This window comes from Burkholderia humptydooensis, assembly GCF_001513745.1.
GTDB classification, from domain to species: Bacteria; Pseudomonadota; Gammaproteobacteria; order Burkholderiales; family Burkholderiaceae; genus Burkholderia; species Burkholderia humptydooensis.
Window position 1 is genome coordinate 3,974,979 of record NZ_CP013380.1, and the last position, 23,370, is coordinate 3,998,348.

General features: G+C 67.2%; 24 protein-coding genes. 18 read left to right on the plus strand and 6 right to left on the minus strand.

The window, feature by feature from the left end; all coding sequences use genetic code 11:
• The first annotated feature begins 161 nt into the window (after positions 1 to 161).
• The gene (locus AQ610_RS17785; RefSeq protein ID WP_006024143.1) at positions 162 to 368 is read left to right on the plus strand and encodes a DUF3185 family protein; all 207 of its coding nucleotides are present in this window, start codon (positions 162 to 164) and stop codon (positions 366 to 368) included.
• Positions 369 to 546: 178 nt separating this feature from the next.
• Here AQ610_RS17785 and AQ610_RS17790 read toward each other — a convergent pair whose 3' ends face one another.
• The gene (locus AQ610_RS17790) at positions 547 to 1,440 is read right to left on the minus strand and encodes a phytanoyl-CoA dioxygenase family protein (protein ID WP_006024142.1); all 894 of its coding nucleotides are present in this window, start codon (positions 1,438 to 1,440) and stop codon (positions 547 to 549) included.
• Between the two features lie 243 nt (positions 1,441 to 1,683).
• Between AQ610_RS17790 and AQ610_RS17795 the strand changes: the two genes are divergently transcribed.
• A complete protein-coding gene (locus AQ610_RS17795) occupies positions 1,684 to 2,037 on the plus strand; it encodes a hypothetical protein (protein WP_009910971.1) in 354 nt (117 codons plus the stop codon).
• 142 nt (positions 2,038 to 2,179) lie between these two features.
• Here the strand turns inward: AQ610_RS17795 and metK are convergent, their stop codons facing one another.
• Positions 2,180 to 3,367 (minus strand): methionine adenosyltransferase, encoded by a 1,188-nt coding sequence (gene metK / locus AQ610_RS17800; protein ID WP_006024140.1) that lies wholly within the window; start codon positions 3,365 to 3,367, stop codon positions 2,180 to 2,182.
• A 266-nt stretch (positions 3,368 to 3,633) separates the two neighbouring features.
• Between metK and AQ610_RS17805 the strand changes: the two genes are divergently transcribed.
• The 9 genes from AQ610_RS17805 (at position 3,634) to hslU (ending at position 12,707) form a co-directional block, all read left to right on the plus strand.
• A complete protein-coding gene (locus AQ610_RS17805) occupies positions 3,634 to 4,518 on the plus strand; it encodes a lipid A biosynthesis lauroyl acyltransferase (RefSeq protein ID WP_006024139.1) in 885 nt (294 codons plus the stop codon).
• 40 nt (positions 4,519 to 4,558) lie between these two features.
• Positions 4,559 to 5,428 carry a diaminopimelate epimerase gene (dapF, locus tag AQ610_RS17810; protein WP_009910968.1) on the plus strand — a complete coding sequence of 290 codons (870 nt, stop codon included), beginning with the start codon at positions 4,559 to 4,561 and terminating at the stop codon, positions 5,426 to 5,428.
• A 46-nt stretch (positions 5,429 to 5,474) separates the two neighbouring features.
• On the plus strand, positions 5,475 to 6,173 hold the full coding sequence (locus AQ610_RS17815) for a DUF484 family protein (RefSeq protein ID WP_006024137.1): 699 nt from the start codon (positions 5,475 to 5,477) through the stop codon (positions 6,171 to 6,173).
• 43 nt (positions 6,174 to 6,216) lie between these two features.
• Entirely contained in the window at positions 6,217 to 7,137 is a 921-nt protein-coding gene (gene xerC / locus AQ610_RS17820) for a tyrosine recombinase XerC (RefSeq protein WP_006024136.1), read from the plus strand.
• Between the two features lie 80 nt (positions 7,138 to 7,217).
• Positions 7,218 to 8,489, plus strand: a complete 1,272-nt coding sequence (locus AQ610_RS17825; RefSeq protein ID WP_006024135.1) for a class I SAM-dependent rRNA methyltransferase — start codon at positions 7,218 to 7,220, stop codon at positions 8,487 to 8,489.
• 177 nt (positions 8,490 to 8,666) lie between these two features.
• On the plus strand, positions 8,667 to 9,740 hold the full coding sequence (locus tag AQ610_RS17830) for a CobW family GTP-binding protein (protein WP_006024134.1): 1,074 nt from the start codon (positions 8,667 to 8,669) through the stop codon (positions 9,738 to 9,740).
• Between the two features lie 396 nt (positions 9,741 to 10,136).
• Positions 10,137 to 10,553 carry an RNA polymerase-binding protein DksA gene (dksA, locus tag AQ610_RS17835; RefSeq protein WP_006024133.1) on the plus strand — a complete coding sequence of 139 codons (417 nt, stop codon included), beginning with the start codon at positions 10,137 to 10,139 and terminating at the stop codon, positions 10,551 to 10,553.
• Positions 10,554 to 10,817: 264 nt separating this feature from the next.
• Positions 10,818 to 11,354 carry an ATP-dependent protease subunit HslV gene (hslV, locus tag AQ610_RS17840; RefSeq protein WP_006024132.1) on the plus strand — a complete coding sequence of 179 codons (537 nt, stop codon included), beginning with the start codon at positions 10,818 to 10,820 and terminating at the stop codon, positions 11,352 to 11,354.
• A 9-nt stretch (positions 11,355 to 11,363) separates the two neighbouring features.
• Complete coding sequence (gene hslU, locus AQ610_RS17845; protein ID WP_006024131.1) at positions 11,364 to 12,707, plus strand: ATP-dependent protease ATPase subunit HslU; 1,344 nt, start codon at positions 11,364 to 11,366, stop codon at positions 12,705 to 12,707.
• Positions 12,708 to 12,926: 219 nt separating this feature from the next.
• Here hslU and AQ610_RS17850 read toward each other — a convergent pair whose 3' ends face one another.
• The 3 genes from AQ610_RS17850 to AQ610_RS17860 are packed head-to-tail and all read right to left on the minus strand — an operon-like array spanning position 12,927 to position 15,038.
• Entirely contained in the window at positions 12,927 to 13,469 is a 543-nt protein-coding gene (locus AQ610_RS17850) for a response regulator transcription factor (protein WP_006024130.1), read from the minus strand.
• A 19-nt stretch (positions 13,470 to 13,488) separates the two neighbouring features.
• Entirely contained in the window at positions 13,489 to 14,769 is a 1,281-nt protein-coding gene (locus AQ610_RS17855; protein ID WP_006024129.1) for an ATP-binding protein, read from the minus strand.
• A gap of 17 nt (positions 14,770 to 14,786) precedes the next feature.
• Complete coding sequence (locus AQ610_RS17860; RefSeq protein WP_043281907.1) at positions 14,787 to 15,038, minus strand: cysteine-rich CWC family protein; 252 nt, start codon at positions 15,036 to 15,038, stop codon at positions 14,787 to 14,789.
• A gap of 300 nt (positions 15,039 to 15,338) precedes the next feature.
• Here AQ610_RS17860 and argB point away from each other — a divergent pair, with 300 nt between their 5' ends.
• From argB to slmA, 3 genes are read left to right on the plus strand one after another with little or no spacing between them, the layout of a single operon-like run.
• Positions 15,339 to 16,238 (plus strand): acetylglutamate kinase, encoded by a 900-nt coding sequence (argB, locus tag AQ610_RS17865; protein WP_006024127.1) that lies wholly within the window; start codon positions 15,339 to 15,341, stop codon positions 16,236 to 16,238.
• Complete coding sequence (locus tag AQ610_RS17870) at positions 16,235 to 17,038, plus strand: pyrimidine 5'-nucleotidase (RefSeq protein WP_006024126.1); 804 nt, start codon at positions 16,235 to 16,237, stop codon at positions 17,036 to 17,038. The genes argB and AQ610_RS17870 overlap by 4 nt, the downstream gene beginning before the upstream one ends.
• Entirely contained in the window at positions 17,005 to 17,700 is a 696-nt protein-coding gene (gene slmA / locus AQ610_RS17875; RefSeq protein WP_006024125.1) for a nucleoid occlusion factor SlmA, read from the plus strand. Before AQ610_RS17870 ends, slmA begins: the two co-directional genes overlap by 34 nt.
• A 94-nt stretch (positions 17,701 to 17,794) precedes the next feature.
• On the opposite strand, the gene AQ610_RS17880 is transcribed toward slmA, so the two are convergent.
• Positions 17,795 to 18,910 carry an ISAs1 family transposase gene (locus tag AQ610_RS17880; protein ID WP_006029871.1) on the minus strand — a complete coding sequence of 372 codons (1,116 nt, stop codon included), beginning with the start codon at positions 18,908 to 18,910 and terminating at the stop codon, positions 17,795 to 17,797.
• A 350-nt stretch (positions 18,911 to 19,260) separates the two neighbouring features.
• On the opposite strand from AQ610_RS17880, the gene metX reads away from it, so the two are divergent.
• From metX to AQ610_RS17900, 4 genes are read left to right on the plus strand one after another with little or no spacing between them, the layout of a single operon-like run.
• Entirely contained in the window at positions 19,261 to 20,406 is a 1,146-nt protein-coding gene (gene metX, locus AQ610_RS17885; protein WP_009910959.1) for a homoserine O-succinyltransferase MetX, read from the plus strand.
• The gene (gene metW / locus AQ610_RS17890; protein WP_006024122.1) at positions 20,403 to 21,017 is read left to right on the plus strand and encodes a methionine biosynthesis protein MetW; all 615 of its coding nucleotides are present in this window, start codon (positions 20,403 to 20,405) and stop codon (positions 21,015 to 21,017) included. The genes metX and metW overlap by 4 nt, the downstream gene beginning before the upstream one ends.
• Positions 21,018 to 21,028: 11 nt before the next feature.
• On the plus strand, positions 21,029 to 22,342 hold the full coding sequence (locus tag AQ610_RS17895) for an AmpG family muropeptide MFS transporter (protein ID WP_006024121.1): 1,314 nt from the start codon (positions 21,029 to 21,031) through the stop codon (positions 22,340 to 22,342).
• Positions 22,332 to 23,333, plus strand: coding sequence for a M48 family metallopeptidase (locus tag AQ610_RS17900; RefSeq protein WP_006024120.1), 1,002 nt, complete (start codon positions 22,332 to 22,334; stop codon positions 23,331 to 23,333). The genes AQ610_RS17895 and AQ610_RS17900 overlap by 11 nt, the downstream gene beginning before the upstream one ends.
• Positions 23,334 to 23,370 lie beyond the last annotated feature (37 nt).

Genomic DNA, 23,370 nt, shown 5'->3' on the forward strand with positions numbered 1-23,370 from the left:
AGACGTTGAACGAGGCCGGATGCGATCCGGCCGGACGTACCCCAGCGGGCCATGTTAGCCAACCGTCGCGAATCGTGCAGCAACGCCGCGCCGCGATGGACGCCGCGGCGGCGCTCCCCTACACTGCGGCGTCTTCATCATCCGTTTCAGCGAGGATCTTCATGACTCGAGCGATTTCCGTTGCGCTCATCGTCGGCGGCGTCGTGCTGCTGTATTTCGGCGGCCAGTCGTTTCATTCGATCAACGACGGCGTCGCACGCTTTTTCACCGGTTCGCCTTCGACGAAGACGATCACGCTGATCGCGGGCGGCATCGTCGCGACGCTCGTCGGGCTGATCGGCCTGTCGATGCCGAGCGGCAAGCGCTGACGCGCGCTTTCCGGCTCGATCCCGAAACGAAACGGGCGGCCCGCATGTGGCCGCCCGTTTCGTCCAGTCGTTATCGAGACCGCCATCGCCATGCGCGCGGCTGCGCGCCTTTCATCTCATCCCGCGCCGGACGAAGCGCGCCACATCGAGCGTCGCGCCGCCTCGTGCGAACCCTGAACTAGAACCGCACCTCCGGCTTCGACGCCGACCGCGAGCCCGGCACGGGCCGATTGCTGTCGCCGTGATACGTGAACACGAGCGAGAACTTCACCCGATCGGTGCGGTTCTGACCCGCCGAATGCAGCGTGTTGCAGTGAAAGAACACGACGTCGCCCGCCGCGAGCTCCGGGCACACCGCCTGCTCGATCAACGCCCGGTTCGCCGGCGCGTCGCTGCGGAAGAACTTCGCTTCGTCGAAGCTCTCCGGCCCGAATTCCGCGTCATGCGAGCCCGGCACGAGCCACAGCGCGCCGTTGTCGTCCGTCTCCGGCCCGAGCGCGAGCCACACGGACACGAGGTCCGGGCGCTCGAACGACCAATAGCGCACGTCACGGTGCCAGCCGGTCAGGCTGCCGTACGCCGGGTGCTTCGTCATCACGCAATTGTGATGCGTGCGCGACAGCACCGGTGTCTCGCCGAAATATGCTCGCATCCACGCGCCGATCTCGGGTGCGGTCGCGCGCCTGGCGAACGCCGCGTCGCGCGCGTAGGCGTCGAGCAGCCGTCGCACCGTGTGACCGCCCGGCGCATGCCGCGATTCGGGCGCGCCCGGATAGCGCAGGTCGGCTTCGAATTCGAGCGGCTGCGCCGCCTCGTGCAGTTGCCGCTCGGCGATCGCCTTCAGTTGCGCGCACCCCTCGGGCGCGACGAGCCCCGGTGCGACGACGAAGCCGCGCTCGCGCAGCGTCTGGACCTGCGTGTGAATCAACTCCGGGTGCAAGAAAGACATGGGATGATCGACATAATTGTTATCAACGATCGATTGTAAAGCGGGCGTGCGCGACATGCTCGCAACAATGCCGCGAAGCGAAAAAAGGCACGCGATCATCGCCGCGAATTTGATGTAACGCAAAGGAACTGTCGGGCGCGCGCTCGCCACTAACTTTGGCTGCCCTGGGGCGGCGCGCCCGGCGCACGAGGGTTAGCGCGACTTCCTGGCGTCACGAAGCCCCTGTAGCCTCGGCACACCTGCTAGTTTTCGCGGGCAGCGGCGCACCGATGCTTTCGGTACGATGGGTTCGACCCTTGCCGCACAACGGCCGTTTTGACATTCGCGCCCTGAAACGGGCCACACTACGAGCGAATTACTTTCGTCATGCCTTTCCGTCTGACTTCCCGTCTTCAACGCACCCCGAAGAGCGCGCCGTCGGCGCCGCACCGGATCGTGCGCGCGTTGCGCCACCACAGCGCGCGCTCGAGCGTGCTCGCCGAGCGCGCGCGCCAGCACCAGCCGCGGCTCGATGGTCTGCGCGCATGGCTGCACGCGTTCCTGTCGCTGATGAGCGCCCATGCCGCAGCGCGTCGCACCGCGCTGCGCTCGCTGCTGCAAAAGCCGTCGCTGCGGCTGCGCGCACCGTCGCTGCACCGCGCAAGTGTCGCGCCGCGCCGGATCAACCGGCCGCGCCGTCTCGCGACGAGCACCGGCTGGTTCGTGTTCGCCGCGCGCTAGGCGCGGCATCACACGGCACGCGCCGCCGCGCGCGTCCGACGCGGATCGCACCGATGCGCAACGCGAGCCGCGGCCCGAAGCGCAACCGAAAATAAAAAACCCCGGCGATACCGGGGTTTTTGTTTGCCATCGCGAACGTGCGTCAGGCGACTTGCACGGCTGGCTCGACGCCCGCCGCCTCGGCGAGCGCGAGCGCCTTGTCGGCGGCTTCCCACGAGAATTCCGGCTCTTCGCGGCCGAAGTGGCCGTAAGCGGCGGTCTTCTCGTAGATCGGACGCAGCAGATCGAGCATCTGGATGATGCCCTTCGGACGCAGGTCGAAGTGCTCGCGCACGAGCCTCGTGATCGTCTCGTCGGACACGCGGCCCGTGCCGAACGTGTTGACCATCACCGAGGTCGGCTCGGCGACGCCGATCGCATACGACACCTGGATCAGCGCGCGCGACGCAAGGCCCGCGGCGACGATGTTCTTCGCGACGTAGCGGCCCGCGTAAGCGGCCGAGCGGTCGACCTTCGACGGGTCCTTGCCCGAGAACGCGCCGCCGCCGTGCGGGGCTGCGCCGCCGTAGGTGTCGACGATGATCTTGCGGCCGGTCAGCCCGCAATCGCCTTGCGGGCCGCCGATCACGAAGCGGCCGGTCGGATTCACGAGGAACTTGATGTCGCCCTTGATCAGGTCGGCGGGCAGCGTCGGCTTGATGATCTCTTCGATCACCGCTTCGCGCAGCGCGGGCAGATCGATGTCCGGCGCGTGCTGCGTCGACAGCACGACGGTATCGATCGAGTGCGGCTTGCCGTCGACGTAGCGAACCGTCACCTGCGATTTCGCGTCCGGACGCAGCCACGGCAGGCGGCCGTCGCGGCGCAGGTTCGCCTGGCGCTCGACGAGGCGGTGCGACAGATGGATCGGCAGCGGCATCAGCTCGGGCGTTTCGTCGCACGCGTAGCCGAACATCAGGCCCTGGTCGCCCGCGCCTTGATCGAGGTTGTTGTCGTGCGCGCGATCGACGCCTTGCGCGATGTCGGGCGACTGCTTGTCGTACGCGACGAGCACCGCGCAGCCGCGGTAGTCGATGCCGTAATCGGTGTTGTCGTAACCGATGCGCTTGATCGTGTCGCGCGCGATCTGGATGTAGTCGATGTTCGCCGTCGTCGTGATTTCGCCGGCCAGCACGACGAGGCCGGTGTTGCACAGCGTTTCGGCCGCAACACGGGAGTACTTGTCTTGCGCGAGGATTGCGTCGAGGATCGCGTCGGAGATTTGGTCTGCGACCTTGTCCGGATGGCCTTCGGAAACGGATTCGGACGTAAAGAGATATTCGTTTGCCACGTTCTCAGGCTCCTGTTGTGGTTACGGTTGAAGTTCACGTAGCCAGCTTCCAGAGGCCCGAAGTGGCGACGCTTTAGCGGATTTCCTGCGCCGTGGGCGCTCGTCGCGCCCGCCGGCTTCGCCCCGCAAGTTGTCAGTTAACTCGGCGAAGCCCGTATTATAGCGGCTTTCTCGAATTGTCACAGAGCGTCCATCGTGCGGCTCCTTCCACTGTCCTTCAACCCTGCTCTCATCGCGCCGGCCGGCCGGATCGACGGAGGATTCGCATGCTAGGCCGTCTCGGCACACAGCTCGCCGTCGCGTTTCTCAAATTCCTCGCGGTCCTGCCCTACGGCCTGACCGCGCGCCTCGGCGACGGCCTGGGCTGGCTGCTCTACCAGATCCCCAGCCGGCGCAAGCGCATCGTACACACCAATTTGAAACTCTGCTTCCCTGATTGGAGCGACGCGCGCCGCGAGGAAGTCGCCGGCCGGCACTTCCGGCACGCGATCCGCAGCTACGTCGAGCGCAGCATCCAGTGGTTCGGCTCCGCGAAAAAGCTCGAAAAGTTGATCCAGGTCGACAGCGCGGTCGACCTCGCCGACCCGAACCTGCCGCCGACGCTCTTCCTCGGGCTGCACTTCGTCGGCATCGAGGCGGGCTCGATCTGGCTGAACCGGTCGCTGCAACGCCGCTGCGGCTCGCTGTACCAGCCGTTCTCGAACCCGACGCTCGAAGCCGTCGCGAAAGCCGCGCGCGGCCGCTTCGACGCCGAGATGGTCGGCCGCGCCGACAGCGCGCGCGTCGTGCTGCGCTGGCTGCGCGACCGCAAGCCGGTGATGCTCGGCGCCGACATGGATTACGGCCTGCGCAACTCGACGTTCGTGCCGTTCTTCGGCGTCCCCGCGTGCACGCTGACCGCGGTCGGCCGGCTCGCGAAGACGGGCCATGCGCAGGTCGTGCCGTTCATCGGCGAAGTGCTGCCCGATTACCGGGGTTATCGGCTGAAAATCTTCAAGCCTTGGGAAAATTATCCGACGGGCGACGACGACCTCGACGCGCGCCGGATGAACGCGTTCCTCGAAGAGCAGATTCCGCTGATGCCCGAGCAGTATTACTGGGTGCACAAGCGCTTCAAGACGCGCCCGCCCGGCGAGCCGAGCCTCTATTGACCCCGCCGCCGCGGCATGCCCGCGGCATACAATAGCGCCCATGAAACTCTCGTTTACCAAGATGCACGGCGCGGGCAACGACTTCGTCGTGCTCGACGGCTACAGCCGCGCGCTGCCCCCGCTCACCGGCGCGCAGGTGCGCGCGCTCGCCGACCGCCACTTCGGGATCGGCGCCGATCAGTTGCTGCTCGTCGAAAAGCCCACCGTCGACGGCGCCGATTTCAAATACCGGATCTTCAACTGCGACGGCGGCGAGGTCGAGCACTGCGGCAACGGCGCGCGCTGCTTCGTCAAGTTCGTCCGCGACCGCGGGCTCACCGACGAGGCAAGCGTGCGCGTCGAAGTCAAGCACGGCGTGATCACGCTGACGATGCAGGACAACGGCGAGGTCGTCGTCGACATGGGCGCGCCCGTGTTCGAGCCGGCGCGCGTGCCGTTCGACGCGAGCGGCCTCGAAGGCCGCCGCGAGGGCGCCGACACGCTGTGGCCGCTGCCCGTGAACGGCGCGACGCGCTGGATCTCGGTCGTGTCGATGGGCAATCCGCACGCGGTGCAGATCGTCGACGACGCAAAGGCGGCCCCGGTGCTCGCCGATGGCCCCGCGATCGAGCGCCACCCGCGTTTCCCGCAGCGCGTGAACGCGGGCTTCATGCAGATCGTGTCGCGGCACGAGGTGAACCTGCGCGTGTACGAGCGCGGCGCGGGCGAGACGCTCGCGTGCGGCACGGGCGCGTGCGCGGCCGTCGCGGCGGGCATCCGGCGCGGACAACTCGATTCGCCCGTCACGGTCCATACGCATGGCGGCACGCTGACGATCTCGTGGGACGGCGCGCGCGACGAACGCGCGCCGCTCAAGATGGCCGGCCCCGCGACGACCGTCTTCGAAGGCGTGATCGAGCTGCCCGCCTGACCTTTTGTAGCCTGACCTTTCATTTGCCGAAGCCGAACGAAGCGCCATGAACGATCGCGAAGTCGCAGACTACCTGCTCGCCAACCCCGAATTCTTCGCCCAGCACGCGGAACTGCTCGCGACGATCAAGCTCGCGAATCCGCACGGCAAGGCCGCGGTGTCGCTTCAGGAGCGGCAGATGGAGATGCTGCGGGACAAGAACAAGCATCTCGAACGCCGGCTCGCCGAGCTGCTGCGCTACGGTCACGAAAACGACGGGCTCGCCGCGAAGTTCAACCGCTGGACGGCGCGCGTGATCGCCGAGCGCGATCCGTACGCACTGCCGCGCGCGATCGCGGGCGGCTTGGCCGACGTGTTCGACGTCCCGCAGACGGCGCTCAGGCTCTGGGACGTCGCCGAGACCTACGCGCAAGCCGATTTCGCGCGCAACGTCGGCGAGGAGGTGCGCCTCTTCACGAACAGTCTTGCGACCCCATATTGCGGCACGAACACCGGCTTCGAGGCCGCGCAGTGGCTCGCGCCCGTCGCAGCCGACGGCGAAGCCCCCGCGGCGAGCGGCGCCGCCGAATCGGTCGCGCTGATCGCGCTGCGCGCGAGCGCCGCGGGCGAAGGCGCGGGCGCGTTCGGCCTGCTCGTGCTGGGCTCGCCTGACCCGCGGCGCTTCCACGACGGCATGGGCACCGACTTCCTCGCGCAGATCGGCACGCTCGCGAGCGCAGCGCTCACGCGCCTGCTGCCGCACTGACGGCCGCGCGCCGCGCCCCGCCTTCCGCCCGCCGACACGCGCCATGACCGCCGATCCGATCGCCGACTACCTGTCGAACCTGCGGCACGTGAGGAAGCTGTCGGATCACACGCTGCGCGCGTACGCGCACGAACTCGACGAACTGAAGAAGCTCGCGAACGGCCGCCCGCTCGAAAGCCTCACGGCCGTCGACATGCGCGGCGCCGTCGCGCGCGCGCATGCGGGCGGCCTGTCCGCGCGTTCGATCTCGCACCGGCTGTCCGCGTGGCGCGCGTTCTACCGCTGGTTTTCGCAGCATGTCGAGATGAACGCGAATCCGGTCGCGGCCGTGCGCGCGCCGAAGCACGCGAAGACGCTGCCGAAGGCGCTGTCCGTCGACGACGCGGCCGCGCTGATGGACGCGCCGACGGCCGGCACCGCCGAGAACCTGCGCGATCACGCGATTCTCGAGCTGTTCTATTCGTCCGGGCTGCGGCTCGCCGAGCTGATCGGCCTCGACATCGAATACGCGAAGGACGGCGACTACCGCTCCGAAGGCTGGCTCGACCTCGCCGAAGCGGAAGTCACGGTGCGCGGCAAGGGCGACAAGGAGCGCAAGGTGCCCGTCGGCCGCAAGGCGATCGACGCGCTGAACGCCTGGCTCGCGGTGCGCGGCGAGTTCGTGAAGCGCGATCCGCGGCCGCTCTTCCTGTCGGTGCGCGGCAACCGGATGTCGCCCGGCGTCGTGCGCGAGCGCGTGAAGCGCGCGGCGCTCGCGGCGGGCATTCCGGCGAACGTGCATCCGCACGTGCTGCGCCACTCGTTCGCGACGCACGTACTGCAATCGAGCGGGGATCTGCGCGCGGTGCAGGAGCTGCTCGGCCACGCGAGCATCTCGGCGACGCAGGTCTATACGTCGCTCGACTTCCAGCATCTCGCGAAGATCTACGACAGCGCGCATCCGCGCGCGAAGAAGCGCGACTGACGCGCGCCGCCGCGCTCGCCGAATCACTGAATCACCGAATCACACTCCGCCGCGCCCGGCGCGGCTTTTTCGATCCCGACATGCATACCGTTACGCTCAAGCCGTCGAAAGACAAATCCCTGCTGCGCCGCCATCCGTGGGTCTACGCGAACGCGATCGACCGCGTCGACGGCAAGCCCGCGCCCGGCGCGACCGTCATCGTTCGCGCGCACGACGGGCGCTTCCTCGCGCGCGCGGCGTACAGCCCGCATTCGCAGATCCGCCTGCGCGCGTGGAGCTTCGACGAGAACGAGCCGATCGACCACGCGTTCTTCAAGCGGCGCGTGCAGCGCGCGATCGCGCATCGCCGCGCGATGATCGCGGGCACGGGCGCGGTGCGTCTCGTGTTCGGCGAGGCGGACGGGCTGCCGGGGCTCATCGTCGATCACTACGTCGCGGCGCCGATCCCCGCCGGCGACGCCGCCGCGCGCGCCACCGAAGGCGATGCGGCGCAGCAGGCCGCGCCGGGCGAAGGCGCGGGCCGCGGCCAGCTCGTCTGCCAGTTCATGGCGGCGGGCGTCGAGCACTGGAAGGACGCGATCGTCGCGGCGCTCGTCGCGGCGACCGGTTGCCCGAACGTCTACGAGCGCTCGGACGTATCGATCCGCGAGAAGGAAGGGCTCGAGCAGACGACGGGCGTGCTCGCGGGCGACGCGCCGCCCGACACGCTGATCGCGAACGAGAACGGCGTGCTGTATCACGTCGACGTCCGCAACGGCCACAAGACGGGCTTCTACGTCGACCAGCGCGAGAACCGCGCGCTCGTCGCGCAGTACGCGCGCGAGCGCGACGTGCTCAACTGCTTCTGCTACACGGGCGGCTTCTCGCTCGCGGCGCTCAAGGGCGGCGCGAAGCGGGTCGTGTCGATCGATTCGTCGGGCGACGCGCTCGCGCTCGCGCAGCGCAACGTCGCCGCGAACGGCTTCGACGCCGCGCGCGCCGAGTGGCTCGACGCCGACGCGTTCAGGACGCTGCGCCGTCTCGTCGATGAAGGCGAGCGCTTCGACCTGATCGTGCTCGACCCGCCGAAGTTCGCGCCGACGCGCGACAGCGTCGAGCGCGCGGCGCGCGCGTACAAGGACATCAACCTGAGCGGCTTCAAGCTGCTGCGCCCGGGCGGCCTGCTGTTCACGTACTCGTGCTCGGGCGCGATCGACATGGACCTGTTCCAGAAGATCGTCGCGGGCGCGGCGGCCGACGCGAAGGTCGACGCGCGGCTCCTGAAGCGGCTCGGCGCGGGCGTCGATCACCCGCTCCTGACCGCGTTCCCCGAAGGCGAATATCTGAAGGGGCTGCTGTTGCAAATCGCGTGATCGCCCCGATCTGAGCGGGCGGCGCTGTGCGAGCCCGCGCCGCGCCGGCCGTCCGGCCGGCAGCGGGGGCTTGACAGGTATGTTTCAATAAACGGCTGAGCGCTCGAAAAAGTTTCGCCGGGCGCGCTGCTTCCAGCCGTTTTGACCCCGTTTCACGAACCACAGGCGACCGACGACATGGCCATTCCCGTCACCATCCTCACGGGCTTCCTCGGCAGCGGCAAGACGACGCTGCTCAAGCGCATCCTGAACGAACAGCACGGCATGAAAATCGCCGTGATCGAAAACGAGTTCGGCGAAGAAAACATCGACAACGAAATCCTCGTCCAGGATTCGAACGAGCAGATCATCCAGATGAGCAACGGCTGCATCTGCTGCACGATCCGCGGCGACCTCGCGCGCGTGCTCGCCGAGCTCGCCGCGAACAAGCGCGACGGCAAGTTCGACTTCGACCGCGTGGTGATCGAGACGACGGGCCTCGCGAATCCGGGCCCCGTCGCGCAGACGTTCTTCATCGACAGCGAGATCGCCGACGAATTCCTGCTCGATGCGGTCATCACGCTCGTCGACGCGAAGCACGCCGACACGCAGCTCGACGAGCACGAGGTCGTGCAGCGGCAGGTCGGCTTCGCCGATCGCCTGTTCATCACGAAGGCGGACCTCGTCGACGACGAGACGGTGTCCGAGCTGAAGCACCGCCTGCTGCACATGAACCCGAGGGCGGCGATCAAGGTCGTGAACTTCGGCGATGCGGACATCAAGGAGATCTTCGACCTGCGCGGCTTCAACCTGAACGCGAAGCTCGAGATCGATCCGGACTTCCTCGCGGAAGACGAGCACGAGCACGCGCATCACCACGATCACGACCACGATCACGCGCATTGCGATCACGATCACGGCCATTGCGAGCACGATCACGAGCACGGCCACCATCATCATCACGCGCACCACGACGACAAGATCAAGTCGTTCGTCTACCGCAACGATCGCCCGTTCGATCCGAACAAGCTCGAAGACTTCCTGGGCGGGATCCTGCAGATCTACGGCGAGCGGATGCTGCGCTACAAGGGCGTGCTGTACATGAAGGGCGTCGACCGCAAGGTCGTGTTCCAGGGCGTGCACCAGATGATGGGCAGCGATCTCGCCGCGAAGTGGCTGCCGGTCGAGAAGAAGACCAACAAGATGGTGTTCATCGGCGTCGACCTGCCGCGCGACCTCATCACCGACGGCCTCGACGCCTGCCTCGCGTAACCTGCCGCCCGCCGGGAAGCCCGCCGGGCCGGCGCACGGCCGTCATCGCTTTTTCCTGATTTGCGGGTTATATTTTCAGGATACCGCTTGACCGGCAGGGGATCGACCCGATACGGCGAGGGCTTGCGATTCAGTTACAATACCTGCCCGCTGGAGAAGGGCGGCGGCAGGCCCGATCCTCGCGTGAAGCCCGGGCGGCAGGTAGAGCGCAGGGGACGGCCGCCCGCCGGTCACGCGCAATCCGGTCCCCGAGGGAGTACTGAACGAAACGGGCCGGGTATCCGGAGGCTTTCGGCCCCGTCACAGCGAATGGCAAACAATTGCAAGGGCTGTTGCGGGTAATCCCAAAGTGCGGGCAATATCCATGGATTCGCCGCACATTGAAGAAGCAAGCAGATGACGAAGAAACTCTTGACCGAAGCCGAAATCCTGAAGATGAGCGACAAGGATTACATGAATGAGGATCAGCTCGCCTTCTTCAAAAATCGGCTCGAACAATTGCAGGCGGAAATTCTCCGCAATGCGGGCCAGACGACCGAGAATCTGCGCGAAACGGTGATCGTGCCGGACCCCGCCGATCGCGCGACGATCGAGGAAGAGCACGCGCTCGAACTGCGCACGCGCGACCGCGAACGCAAGCTTCTCAAGAAGGTCCAGCAATCGCTCGCCCGCATCGAATCGGGCGAGTACGGCTGGTGCGAAGAGACGGGCGAGCCGATCGGCATCCCGCGTCTGCTCGCACGTCCGACGGCCACGCTGTCGCTCGAAGCGCAGGAGCGCCGCGAGCTGCGTCAGAAGCTGTTCGGCGACTGACACCCACCCGGCGCGGCCCGCCTTCCGCGCCTCACACGCTTTGTCCAAAGCGCGCGGCCTGCCGCGCGCTTTTGTTTTGCCCGCCGCCGCTTTGCTTTCCGCCGCGGCGGCGCCCGCCGCACGCCGCCCTTGATATCGCGGCGCCCGCCCTAAAATGAAGACCATGCGCGTCGAGCCGGCCGGCAGGGCCCCGCTCGCGCGCGCCGCAGCACGCGGCGGCGCCTTCGCGCGTCCCGCCTCCCCCGTCTTTCTCGAGGAATCCAGATGGAGCAATTTCACGGCACGACGATCGTCTCCGTGCGGCGTGGCGACAAGGTCGCGCTCGGCGGCGACGGCCAGGTCACGCTCGGCAATATCGTGATGAAGGGCGGTGCGCGCAAGGTGCGCCGCATCTACAACAACCAGGTGCTCGTCGGCTTCGCGGGCGGCACGGCCGACGCGTTCTCGCTCCTCGACCGCTTCGAGGCGAAGCTCGAAAAGCACCAGGGCAACCTGACGCGCGCGGCCGTCGAGCTCGCGAAGGACTGGCGCACCGATCGCATGTTGCGCCGCCTCGAAGCGATGCTGATCGCGGCCGACGCGACGTCGACGCTCGTCATCACCGGCAACGGCGACGTGCTCGACCCCGAGGGCGGGATCTGCGCGATCGGCTCGGGCGGCGCGTATGCGCAGGCCGCCGCGCGCGCGCTCGCCGAGAACACCGATCTGTCCCCGCGCGAGATCGTCGAGAAGGCGCTCGAGATCGCGGGCGACATGTGCATCTATACGAACCACAACCGGATCATCGAGACCATCGAGTAAGGAGAAGCCGTGAGCACCATGACCCCTGCCGAGATCGTCTCGGAACTCGACAAGCACATCATCGGCCAGGACAAGGCGAAGAAGGCCGTCGCGGTCGCGCTGCGCAACCGCTGGCGCCGCCAGCAGGTCGCCGAGCCGCTGCGCCAGGAGATCACGCCGAAGAACATCCTGATGATCGGGCCGACGGGCGTCGGCAAGACCGAGATCGCGCGGCGCCTGGCGAAGCTCGCCGACGCGCCGTTCATCAAGATCGAGGCGACCAAGTTCACCGAAGTCGGCTACGTCGGGCGCGACGTCGACAGCATCGTGCGCGACCTGATCGAGATCTCGGTCAAGCAGACCCGCGAAACGGAGATGCGCAAGGTGCGCAGCAAGGCGACCGATCTCGCCGAAGACCGCATCCTCGACGTGCTGCTGCCGCAGCCGCGCGCGGTGGGCTTCGGCGCGAGCGCCGAGCATGCGAACGACGACAACAACGCGACGCGCCAGACGTTTCGCAAGCGCCTGCGCGAAGGCCAGCTCGACGACAAGGAAATCGAGCTCGACATCGAGCAGCCGACGGTCGGCATGGACATCATGGCGCCTCCCGGCATGGAGGAGATGACCGAGCAGATCCGCTCGATGTTCTCGAACCTGGGCGGCGGCAAGAAGCAGCGCCGCAAGGTGAAGATCAAGGAGGCGCTGAAGCTGCTGACCGACGAGGAAGCGGCGAAGATGCTTAACGACGAGGAAGTGAAGACGAAGGCCGTGCAGAACGTCGAGCAGAACGGCATCGTGTTCCTCGACGAGATCGACAAGATCACGTCGCGCAACCACGAAGGCGGCGGCGGCGAGGTGTCGCGGCAGGGCGTGCAGCGCGATCTGCTGCCGCTCGTCGAAGGCACGACGATCAACACGAAGTACGGGATGGTGAAGACCGATCACATCCTGTTCATCGCGAGCGGCGCGTTCCATCTCGCGAAGCCGAGCGACCTGATTCCCGAGCTGCAGGGACGCTTTCCGATCCGCGTCGAGCTTGAGTCGCTGTCGGTGAAGGATTTCGAAGCGATTCTCGTCGCGACCGACGCGAGCCTCGTCAAGCAGTATCAGGCGCTCCTCGCAACCGAGGACGTCAAGCTCGAATTCGCCGACGAAGGCATCCGCCGGCTCGCCGAGATCGCGTATGCGGTCAACGAGAAGACCGAGAACATCGGCGCGCGGCGCCTGTACACGGTGATCGAGAAGCTGCTCGAGGAAGTGTCGTTCGCGGCGGGCAATCACGCCGGCGAGAGCGTGACGATCGATGCAGCGTATGTCGACCGCGCGCTCGGCGAGGTGTCGAAGGACGAGGATCTGTCGCGCTACGTGCTGTGACGCGAAGCGGCTTCGCCGCCGTTGCTCGAGAAAAACGGGCCGTCCCTTGCGGGGCGGCCCGTTTTTCGTTGCGCCACGTAGCGGATCTTCGGTGTCGATCGGTCGAAACCGGCGATCGATTGCGGACCGGCTGCGGCCGGTCATCCGCCGACCGGCCATTGGTCAACTGCGAGTCAACTGCGGGTCAACTGCCGCCGGCCGACGTCCGCGGCGCGCCTTTTACTGCCGCACCGGCTTCTTCGCGAGCTTGCGCTGCAGCGTGCGGCGGTGCATGTTGAGCGCGCGCGCGGTCGCCGAGATGTTGTTGTTGTTCTCCGCGAGCACGCGCTGGATGTGCTCCCATTCGAGCCGGTCCACCGACAGCACGACCGGATTCTCGAGCGCCTCGTCGGCCTGCACCTCGCTCGCGTTCGTCTGCAGCGCCGCAAGGATCGACTCGACGTTCGCCGGCTTCGCGAGGTAGTTGTCCGCGCCGTCCTTCACCGCCTGCACCGCGGTCGCGATGCTCGCGTAGCCGGTCAGCACGAGGATCCGCGCGTCGGGCTGCAGATCGCACAGCGGCGCGATGAGGCTCAGGCCCGAATCGTTGCCGAGGTGCAGGTCGACGGTGATGAACTGGAACTTTTCGGCGCCCGCGAGCTTGAGCGCCTCGTCCTTGTTGTGCGCCTGCCGCACCACGTAGCCGCGGCGCTCGAGCCCGCGCGCCAGCGTACCGGCAAACACTTCGTTGTCGTCGATCACGAGGAAATTCTTGTCGCTCATTTGCATCACTCCATCTGGTCTATCCGTTTTCGTTCGCCATCTCGGCCGCTACCTGGCGTGCGACCGGCAGCCGCAGGATCGCCCGCGTGCCGCGCGGCCGCGCGTCGGCGAGCTCGATCGAGCCGCCCAGGCGCGCCGCCGCGCTGAACGCGAGGTACAGGCCAACCCCGTGGCCGCCCTGCGTGCTGTCGACGGGCGCCGCGCCGAGCGTGTCGCGCAACGCGGCCGGGATGCCTGGCCCGTTGTCGCAGACCTCGAACTCGATTTCGTCGTGCGCGCCGTCGTGCGCGATCGTTGCCGCCAGCGTAACGCGATCGCGGCTCGCGCGCGCGGCATTGTCGAGCAGGATGGTCAGGATCTGGCCGACCGCGACCGTGTCGTCGAGCGCGACGCCCGAGGGCTGCGGCCCCAACTGCTCGAACAGCACGTGCGGATGGCGCAGCCGCCAATGCTCGACGAACGTGTCGAGCCACTCGCCCACGGGCTCGCGGCTCGGCCGCTCCGATGCGCGGCTTCTCAGGCGCGCGAGCGCCGACGTGCACTGCGACATCTGCTCCTCGAGCACCTTCAGGTCCGCATCGTAGCGCGCGAGCCCCGCGTCCGTGCGGGCGGCCTCGCGCAATTCCTCGGTCAGCATCGCGATCGTCGACAGCGGCGTGCCCATCTCGTGCGCGACGGTGGCCGCCTGCACGCCGAGCGCGACCGCGCGCTCATCGCGCAACAGCGCCTGCTGCGCCTCGCCGAGCGCCGCGTCGCGCTGGCGCAGCGCGCTCGACATCCGCGCGACGAACCACGCGATGAGCCCGACGCTCACCATGAAGTTCACCCACATGCCCGCACGAAAATAATCGAACAGATTCGCGGGATTATCCAGGTTGAGCGGCACCGAATCGAAGCCGAGCGCGAGGTAGCACGCGACCGCGAACGCCGCGAGCCAGATCATCAGGTGCCACGGCAGCACCGCGGCCGCGATCGCGAGCGACGGCAAGTACAGCGAAACGAACGGGTTCGTCGTCCCGCCAGACAGGAAGAGGAGCGCCGAAAGCGCGCCCAGGTCGACCCACAGTTGGCCGAGCAGCTCGAAATTGGTCTCGGGCCGCGCGCGCAACACGCGCACCCACGTGAGCGCGTTGAACACGATTTCGAGCGCGATCACCATCAGCATCGCGGGCAACGGCAAATGAACGCCGAAATAGGTCTGTACGACAGCGATCGTGACCAGTTGGCCGATGATCGCCAGATTGCGCAACCAGAACAGATGGCTCAGGTTGACACGTCCGGTAGTGGTGATTCGTTGCATCCGCGCAGTTTACCTTCTCAGTCTTCGCGCTCGGGGCGATCCGTCCCTTCGTCCCTCATGCCGGCCGCGACACGCCGGGCGATCTCGTCGGCAAGGCATTCCGGGCACAGGCAGCGCGCCCCCGTCGCGGGTTGCGCGCCCGCCGGCAGCGCCGGCATCGCCGCGCACCAGCAGGTGAACGGACGCGTGCGGGCGCCGCAGTCGAACGCGCTGCCGCAGCACGGGCAGCGCTTGCTGGTCAGGCCGGACGGGGCGGCGGGCTCGGTCATCGCAATTGGGCCGGGTCAAGCCAGGACAGGGACGAAAACGACAAAAGGGTGAATGTCTGCGCCGGCCGCAACGGCGATCCGCCGCCTCGCGGCGCGCAGCCGGGCATCACGTGCCAAGCATAAGCGCCGCGCGCGGAAATTGCATGCGGATCGCGCAGGAAAACCGCACTTTTTCCGGTCGCGGCGCCCGGTTTCGATGTGCGCGCCGCCCATCGTCCGAACGGCCAAAAACCCCATGCTGCGCTGCGCCACTCCTGTACAATTCCGCCTGTTTCAACGTTTCGCACCCGAGCCGCCGCCATGTCCGAGCCGATTGACCTCTCGCAGATCTCCCCCTCCCTGAAAGCCGAAATCCTCGCGGAAGCGCTGCCGTACATTCGCCGCTATCACGGCAAGACCGTGGTGATCAAATACGGCGGCAACGCGATGACGGAAGAACGGCTCAAGCAGGGCTTCGCGCGCGACGTGATCCTGCTGAAGCTCGTCGGCATCAACCCGGTGATCGTGCACGGCGGCGGCCCGCAGATCGACCAGGCGCTCAAGAAGATCGGCAAGCAGGGCACGTTCATCCAGGGGATGCGCGTCACCGACGAAGAGACGATGGAAGTCGTCGAATGGGTGCTGGGCGGCGAGGTGCAGCAGGACATCGTCACGCTGATCAACCATTTCGGCGGCCACGCGGTCGGCCTGACGGGCAAGGACGGCGGCCTCATCCACGCGCGCAAGCTGATGATGCCGGACCGCGACAGCCCGGGCGAGTACGTCGACATCGGCCAGGTCGGCGAGGTGGAGGCGATCAACCCGGCCGTCGTGAAGGCGCTGCAGGACGACGCGTTCATCCCGGTGATCTCGCCGATCGGCTTCGGCGAGGACGGCCTGTCGTACAACATCAACGCGGACCTCGTCGCGGGCAAGCTCGCAACCGTGCTGAACGCCGAGAAGCTCGTGATGATGACGAACATCCCCGGCGTGATGGACAAGGAAGGGAACCTGCTGACCGACCTGTCCGCGCGCGAGATCGACGCGCTCTTCGAGGACGGCACGATCTCGGGCGGCATGCTGCCGAAGATCTCATCCGCGCTCGACGCGGCGAAGAGCGGCGTGAAGTCGGTCCACATCGTCGACGGCCGCATCGAGCACTCGGTGCTGCTCGAAATCCTGACCGAGCAGCCGTTCGGCACGATGATCCGCTCGCATTGAACGCGCGCCGACAGCCGCGTCGCGCGGCCTCGCCGCCGGCGAGCGAGCAGACGCCCGGACGCCGGCGCAAGCCGCGCGCCCGCCCGCAGGCGGGCGGCCCCGTCTGGCTCTTCGACCTCGACAACACGCTGCACCACGCGTCGCACGCGATCTTCCCGGCGATCAACCAGGCGATGACGCAGTACATCATCGATACGCTGAAAGTCAAGCGCGCGCACGCCGATCACCTGCGCACCCACTACACGCGCCGCTACGGCGCGGCGCTCCTCGGCCTCGCGCGCCATCATCCGATCGATCCGCACGATTTCCTGAAGGTCGTCCACACGTTCGCCGACCTGCCGCCGATGGTGCGCGCGGAGCGCGGGCTTGCGCGGCTCGTCGCCGCGCTGCCCGGCCGCAAGATCGTGCTGACGAATGCGCCAGAAGCGTATGCGCGCGCGGTGCTGCGCGAGCTGGGGATCGAACGCCTGTTCGAGCGCGTGATCGCGATCGAGCAGATGCGCGACCGCCGCGCGTGGCGCGCGAAGCCCGACGCGGCGATGCTGCGCCGGGCGATGCGCGCCGCGCACGCGCGCCTGTCCGACGCGATCCTTGTCGAGGACACGCGCGGCCACCTGAAGCGCTACAAGCGGCTCGGCCTGCGCACCGTCTGGATCACGGGGCATCTGCCCGGTCATCTGCCAAGCTACGGACGACCGCACTATGTCGATCGTCGCATTGGTTCGCTAAAATCGCTGCGATTGGGCACTCGATCGGGGCGACAAAAATGCAGCCGACTCACCCGCAGGACCCGGCAGTAACCGCAGCGGCGGACGACGAACGCAACGCCGCCTCCGCGAGCCGCGCGCGCCCGAAGCCGGGCGAGCGCCGCGTGCACATCCTGCAGACGCTCGCGTCGATGCTCGAATCGCCGAAGCGCGAGAAGATCACGACCGCTGCGCTCGCCGCGCGCCTCGACGTGTCGGAGGCCGCGCTGTACCGGCATTTCTCGAGCAAGGCGCAGATGTTCGAAGGCCTGATCGAATTCATCGAGGAAACGTTCTTCGGGCTCGTCAACCAGATCGCCGCGAACGAGCCGAACGGCGTGCTGCAGGCGCGCTCGATCGCGTTGATGCTGCTCAATTTCTCCGCGAAGAATCCCGGCATGACACGCGTGCTGACGGGCGAGGCGCTCGTCGGCGAGCACGAGCGCCTCGCCGAGCGCGTCAACCAGATGCTCGAGCGGATCGAGACGTCGATCAGGCAATGCCTGCGCGTCGCGCTCCTCGAAGCCCGCGCGCACGCGGACGGCGGCGGCCCGCCGCCGCCGCCCGTGCCGCTGCCGGACGACTACGATCCGGCGCTGCGCGCGAGCCTCGTCGTCAGCTACGTGCTCGGCCGCTGGCACCGCTATGCGAAGAGCGGCTTCACGAAAGCGCCTGGCGAGCACGCCGACGCGCAGTTGCGGCTGATCCTGCAGTAACGGCACGCGGGGCCGCGGCAAGCATCCTGCCCGCAGCGGCAAGCAAGCAATGCCGGACGCGCGATTCCCCAGGGCTTCCGCATGAAGAGGCATGTCAGGCAAGGCCGAGGATGGAGTCACGCATAGCGGTATCCCATGCGGCGAGGTTACGGATGTTCTTCAGGCTCACCTTCTTGGGCTGCCGACTCTGAGCCAGCCGGGCGAGATTGAGTGTGATCTTGCGCAGACTGGCCATGTTGCGGGCGGCCAGGGTGTCGCGGATCAGGCTGGCATCCTCGCCCCACGAGACATCGAGGACCCAGTGCAGTTGGTTTTCGATGCCCCAATGAGCACGGATGATCGGAGCCATCTCAGTTGCTTTCACCGCTTTCGAGCTGATGTAGTAACAGCGCTCGGTCGTCACTTTCTCGCCAATCTGGCGTGTGCGCTCAAGCATCACCAGCCGCTGGAGACCCGCCCAGTGCTGTCCTGTCCCGCTCAGCCACGCCACATCATCGCTGACCCGGCAAACCCGGGTCTCCAGCCGCCCGTGGCCTTTGTCATGTTCGGTGTGCTCCCAGTACGAGCTTTCGAGCTTGCCGTCCTGGGCAGCCGCAAACCACTGGCGCACGCCTTCGGCCAGTCGCGGCTGATTGTCCTTGACCGCCAGAACGTAGTCGGCCCCGGCCTCCACGATCGTGCGTGCGATCTCGTGCTGCGTGCCGATCGCGTCGATCGTTATCGTCGCGCCCTGCAAATCGAGCGCGGCCAGCAATTCCGGGATCGCCGTGATCTCATTGCTCTTATCGGCCGTGCTCACTTGCCCGAGGCTCAAGCCGTTGTTCGAGCACCATGCCGACACCAAATGCAGCGCCGCATGCGTGCCGCTACGGTTGCCGCGCACCGCCTTGCCGTCAATCGCCACATGCTGGCCAGCCAGCGCCGGACACAGTTGCCCGACCCAGTCGATGAAGCAGCGCTCAAACGCTTTCGCACTGAGCGCGCCGAATACCCGCCGGAACGTATCGGGCGACGGCACGCCGTTCTCATACGCCAGATGGCTACGCAGCCAAGCAAGCTGCGTGCGGCCCCACAGTGTCATCGTTTCCCAGTCCTCGACGCCGCATAAAACCGCGCACAGGGCGGCAAACAGGATTTCCTGCAACGGATAACGGCAGGCGCGGCAGCGCGGGTCTCGCAGTTCGGCAAACGCGTCCATGATCGTTGGCATCTCTCGTCCGGCAAAAATCGAGAGTAAACCTGAGACGCCAAATGTTTACAACAACCTTTTCCGCTCTCAGCCTTGATTCATGGGGGCCTTCATGCGGAAGCCCTGCGCGATTCCCTTCCATCGCCGCGACGCCGAAGTTTTTCCGTTATACTTGCCCGACTGTCGTCGCCGCTTTGCGGCGATGCTCGGAAAGCGCGCCGATTTGCTGACTCGATTGCGGGCGCGCGAACCGGCCGGGGCTGTCGTCCCGGCGGTTCACTACAAATGCGGCTAAAGAGGTCGTCAGCCTGCTCCCCGCTTTCCGCGCACGCCCGACAACCATTTAGCCGCCCAGTCATAAGGCGGAACGAATGGAATCGATCGGCGTCGTCGCCCCACAAACCATGCATTTCGCCGAACCGCTGCGCCTGCAAAGCGGCAGCGTGCTCGGCAACTATCAGCTCGTCGTCGAGACCTACGGCGAGCTCAACGCCGCGCGCTCGAACGCGGTGCTCGTCTGCCACGCGCTCAACGCGTCGCATCATGTCGCGGGCGTCTACGCGGACGATCCGCGCAGCACCGGCTGGTGGGACAACATGGTCGGGCCCGGCAAGCCGCTCGACACGAACCGCTTCTTCGTGATCGGCGTGAACAATCTCGGCTCGTGCTTCGGCTCGACGGGGCCGATGAGCATCGATCCGTCGACGGGCACGCCATACGGCGCGCGCTTTCCCGTCGTGACGGTCGAGGACTGGGTGCACGCGCAGGCGCGCGTCGCCGATGCGTTCGGCATCGAGCGCTTCGCCGCGGTGATGGGCGGCAGCCTCGGCGGGATGCAGGCGCTCGCGTGGAGCCTGCTGTATCCGGAGCGGGTCGCGCACTGCATCGACATCGCGTCGACGCCGAAGCTGTCTGCGCAGAACATCGCGTTCAACGAAGTCGCGCGCTCGGCGATCCTGTCGGACCCCGATTTCCACGGCGGCGACTACTACGCGCACGGCGTGAAGCCGCGGCGCGGCCTGCGCGTCGCGCGGATGATCGGCCACATCACGTATCTGTCCGACGACGACATGGCCGAGAAATTCGGTCGCGCGCTGCGCCGCGCGGACGGCGCGCTCGACGCGTACAACTTCAACTTCGACGTCGAGTTCGAAGTCGAATCGTACCTGCGCTACCAGGGCGACAAGTTCGCCGACTACTTCGACGCGAACACGTACCTGCTGATCACGCGCGCGCTCGACTACTTCGATCCGGCGAAGGCGTTCAACGGCAACCTGAGCGCGGCGCTCGCGCATACGAAGGCGAAGTATCTCGTCGCGAGCTTCGCGACCGACTGGCGCTTCGCGCCCGCGCGCTCGCGCGAGATCGTGAAGGCGCTGCTCGACAACCGGCGCTCGGTGTCGTACGCGGAGATCGATGCGCCGCACGGGCATGACGCGTTCCTGCTCGACGACGCGCGCTACCACAACGTGGTGCGCGCCTATTACGAACGGATTGCCGAGGAGGTGGGCGCATGAATCAACAGGCGCTGAATACGCTGTCCGCGCGCGCGGACTTTCGCGCGATCGCGCGCTGGGTCGAGCCGCGCTCGACGGTGCTCGATCTCGGCTGCGGCGACGGGTCGCTGCTGTCGCTCCTGACCGAGGAGCTGGAGGTGTCCGGCTACGGCGTCGAGATCAACGACGCGGGCGTGCTCGCGAGCGTGAAGAACGGCATCAACGTGATCCAGCAGAATCTCGAGGACGGCCTGCGCCTCTTCGAGGATCACAGCTTCGATTTCGCGATCCTGTCGCAGACGCTGCAGACGATCCACCAGACGGCCGCGATCCTGCGCGAAACCGCGCGCGTCGGGCGCGAATGCATCGTGTCGTTCCCGAACTTCGGCTATTGGGCGCACCGGCTGTCGGTGCTGCGCGGCCGGATGCCGGTGTCGAAATCGCTGCCTTATCAATGGCACAACACGCCGAACGTGCGGGTGCTGACGATCAAGGATTTCGAAGCGCTCGCGCCCGAAGTCGGCGTGGAGATTCTCGACCGCGCGGTGCTGCACGAAGGGCAACCGATTCGATGGGGAGTGAACTGGCGTGGTAGTCTTGCGGTCTACCGCGTCAAGCGGAGACAACCCTAGTATTTAGTTCGATGACCAAACCGCCGCACGACGCGCCCGCTCTCAACGCCCACGAGGATCACCCGGGCTGGCGCGCGTTTCTGAACACGCACATGCTGATCTGCGTCTTTCTCGGCTTCACGTCGGGACTGCCGCTCTTCACGCTCGTCTACCTGGTGCAGGCCTGGCTGCGCTCGGAAGGCGTGAACCTGAAGGAAATCGGCCTCTTCGCGCTCATTCAGTTCCCCTACACGTGGAAGTTCCTGTGGGCGCCGCTGATGGACCGCTTCATCCCGCGCCTGCCCGGCTGGCGGCCGGGGCGGCGGCGCGGCTGGATGCTCGTCACGCAGTTGCTCGTCGCCGTCGCGATTGCCGCGCTCGGCTTCGTGTCGCCGCGCGAATCGATCTGGACGGTCGCCGCCCTGACGACGCTCGTCGCGTTCTTCGGCGCGAGCGCCGACATCGTGATCGACGCATACCGCCGCGAGTTGCTGCGCGACACCGAACAGGGCCTGGGCAACGCGGTGCACGTGAACGCGTACAAGGTCGCCGCGCTGATTCCCGGCTCGCTGTCGCTGATCCTGTCCGACCATCTGCCGTGGGACGCCGTGTTCGCGCTCACCGCCGCGTTCATGCTGCCCGGCATCTTGATGACGCTCGTCGTGCGCGAGCCGGACGTGCACGGCGCGCCGCCGAAGAGCCTGTCGGAGGCGGTGATCCTGCCGTTTCGCGAGTTCATCGGCCGCGACGGCTGGCGCGGCGCGCTGCTCGTGCTCGGCTTCATCTTCCTCTACAAGCTCGGCGACACGATGGCGACAACGCTGTCGACGTCGTTCTTCCTCGACCTCGGCTTCAACAAGACGCAGATCGGCGTGATCGCGAAGACGACCGCGTTCTGGGCGAGCCTCGCGGGCGGCATCATCGGCGGCGTGTGGCTCGTGAAGATCGGCATCGCGCGCGGGCTGTGGATCTTCGGGGTCCTGCAGATCGTGTCGACGCTCGGCTTCGCGTGGCTCGCGAAGGCGGGCCCGGACCCCGTGCTGATGGCCGCCATCTACGGCTTCGAGACGTTCTCGACGGGCCTCACGCTCGCCGCGTTCACCGCGTACATCGCGAGCACGACGGACCCGCGCTATACCGCGACGCAATTCGCGCTGTTCACGAGCCTCGCGTCGGTGCCGCGCACGCTCGCGTCGGCGTCGAGCGGCTTCATCGTGGCGCAGATCGGCTGGTTCGACTATTTCCTCGTCTGCGCGGCGCTCGGCATTCCCGGGATGCTGCTGCTGTTCAAGATCGCGCCGTGGAACGGCAGCATGTCAGGCAACGAGGCCGCCCGTGCAGGCTAAGCTGCGCGTCGCCCGCGCCGCGCTCACGTTCGCGAGCGGCGTCGCGCTCGGCATCGCGGGCCCGGCGCTCGGGCTCGAGCTGTGCATGGCCGAGCCGATGCTCGTCGCCGACGGCGGCCCGCCGTCCGCGACGCCGGCGGGCGCGCCCGCCGGCAATCCGCAGCCATATGGGCTCGGCGATCAGCAGGTGCGCTACGGCAACGCGATCGTGTTCCGCAGCCTGATTCCGTCGCCGCTCCTCGAACAGTTGACCGACAACGAATACCGGCAGACCGTGCAGGACGCCGTGCAGCGCGAGCGCCTGCTGCCGCCGAACAACGCGCGCGTGAAGCGGCTGCGCACGATCGTCACGCGGCTCGCGCCGTATGCGGTCAAGTGGAGCGAGCGCGTGAAGGGTTGGAACTGGGAAATCGAGGTGCGGCGCTCGCGCTCGATCCGCGCGTTCTGCCTGCCGGGCGGCAAGGTGCTCGTCGATAGCGGGCTGCTCGACCGGCTGCGCCTCACCGACGACGAACTCGGCGTACTGTTCGCGCACGAGATCGCGCACGCGCTGCGCGAGCATGCGCGCTCGAGCCTCGGCGAACAGCAGGCCGCGTCGCTCGGCACGGGCGCGACGCCGCTGCCGCCCCTCTTCGGGCTGTCGGAGCCGCTGCCCGCGCCGCTCGGCATCATCGAGCGCTTCGCGTCGGTCCGCTACGATCCGACCGACGAAACCGAAGCCGACGTGATCGGCGGCGACATCGCCGCGCGCGCGGGCTTCGATCCGCGCGCGGCGATCACGCTGTGGGACAAGCTCGCGGTCGCGACGCGCGCCGACAAGGACAACGGCTTCATCTACACGCACCCGTACGACACGCGGCGCCGCAACGATCTGCGCAAGCGCCTCGCCGACCTGATGCCGCTCTACCGGAAGGCGCTCGTCAAGAACGCCGACGCGGGCGCGAACGCCGCGGCCGGCGCGAAGCAGCGCGCCACGGCGGCGAATCGCTGAGCGACGGCGGCCAGGCGTTGCTGTTCGCGGCCGCGTC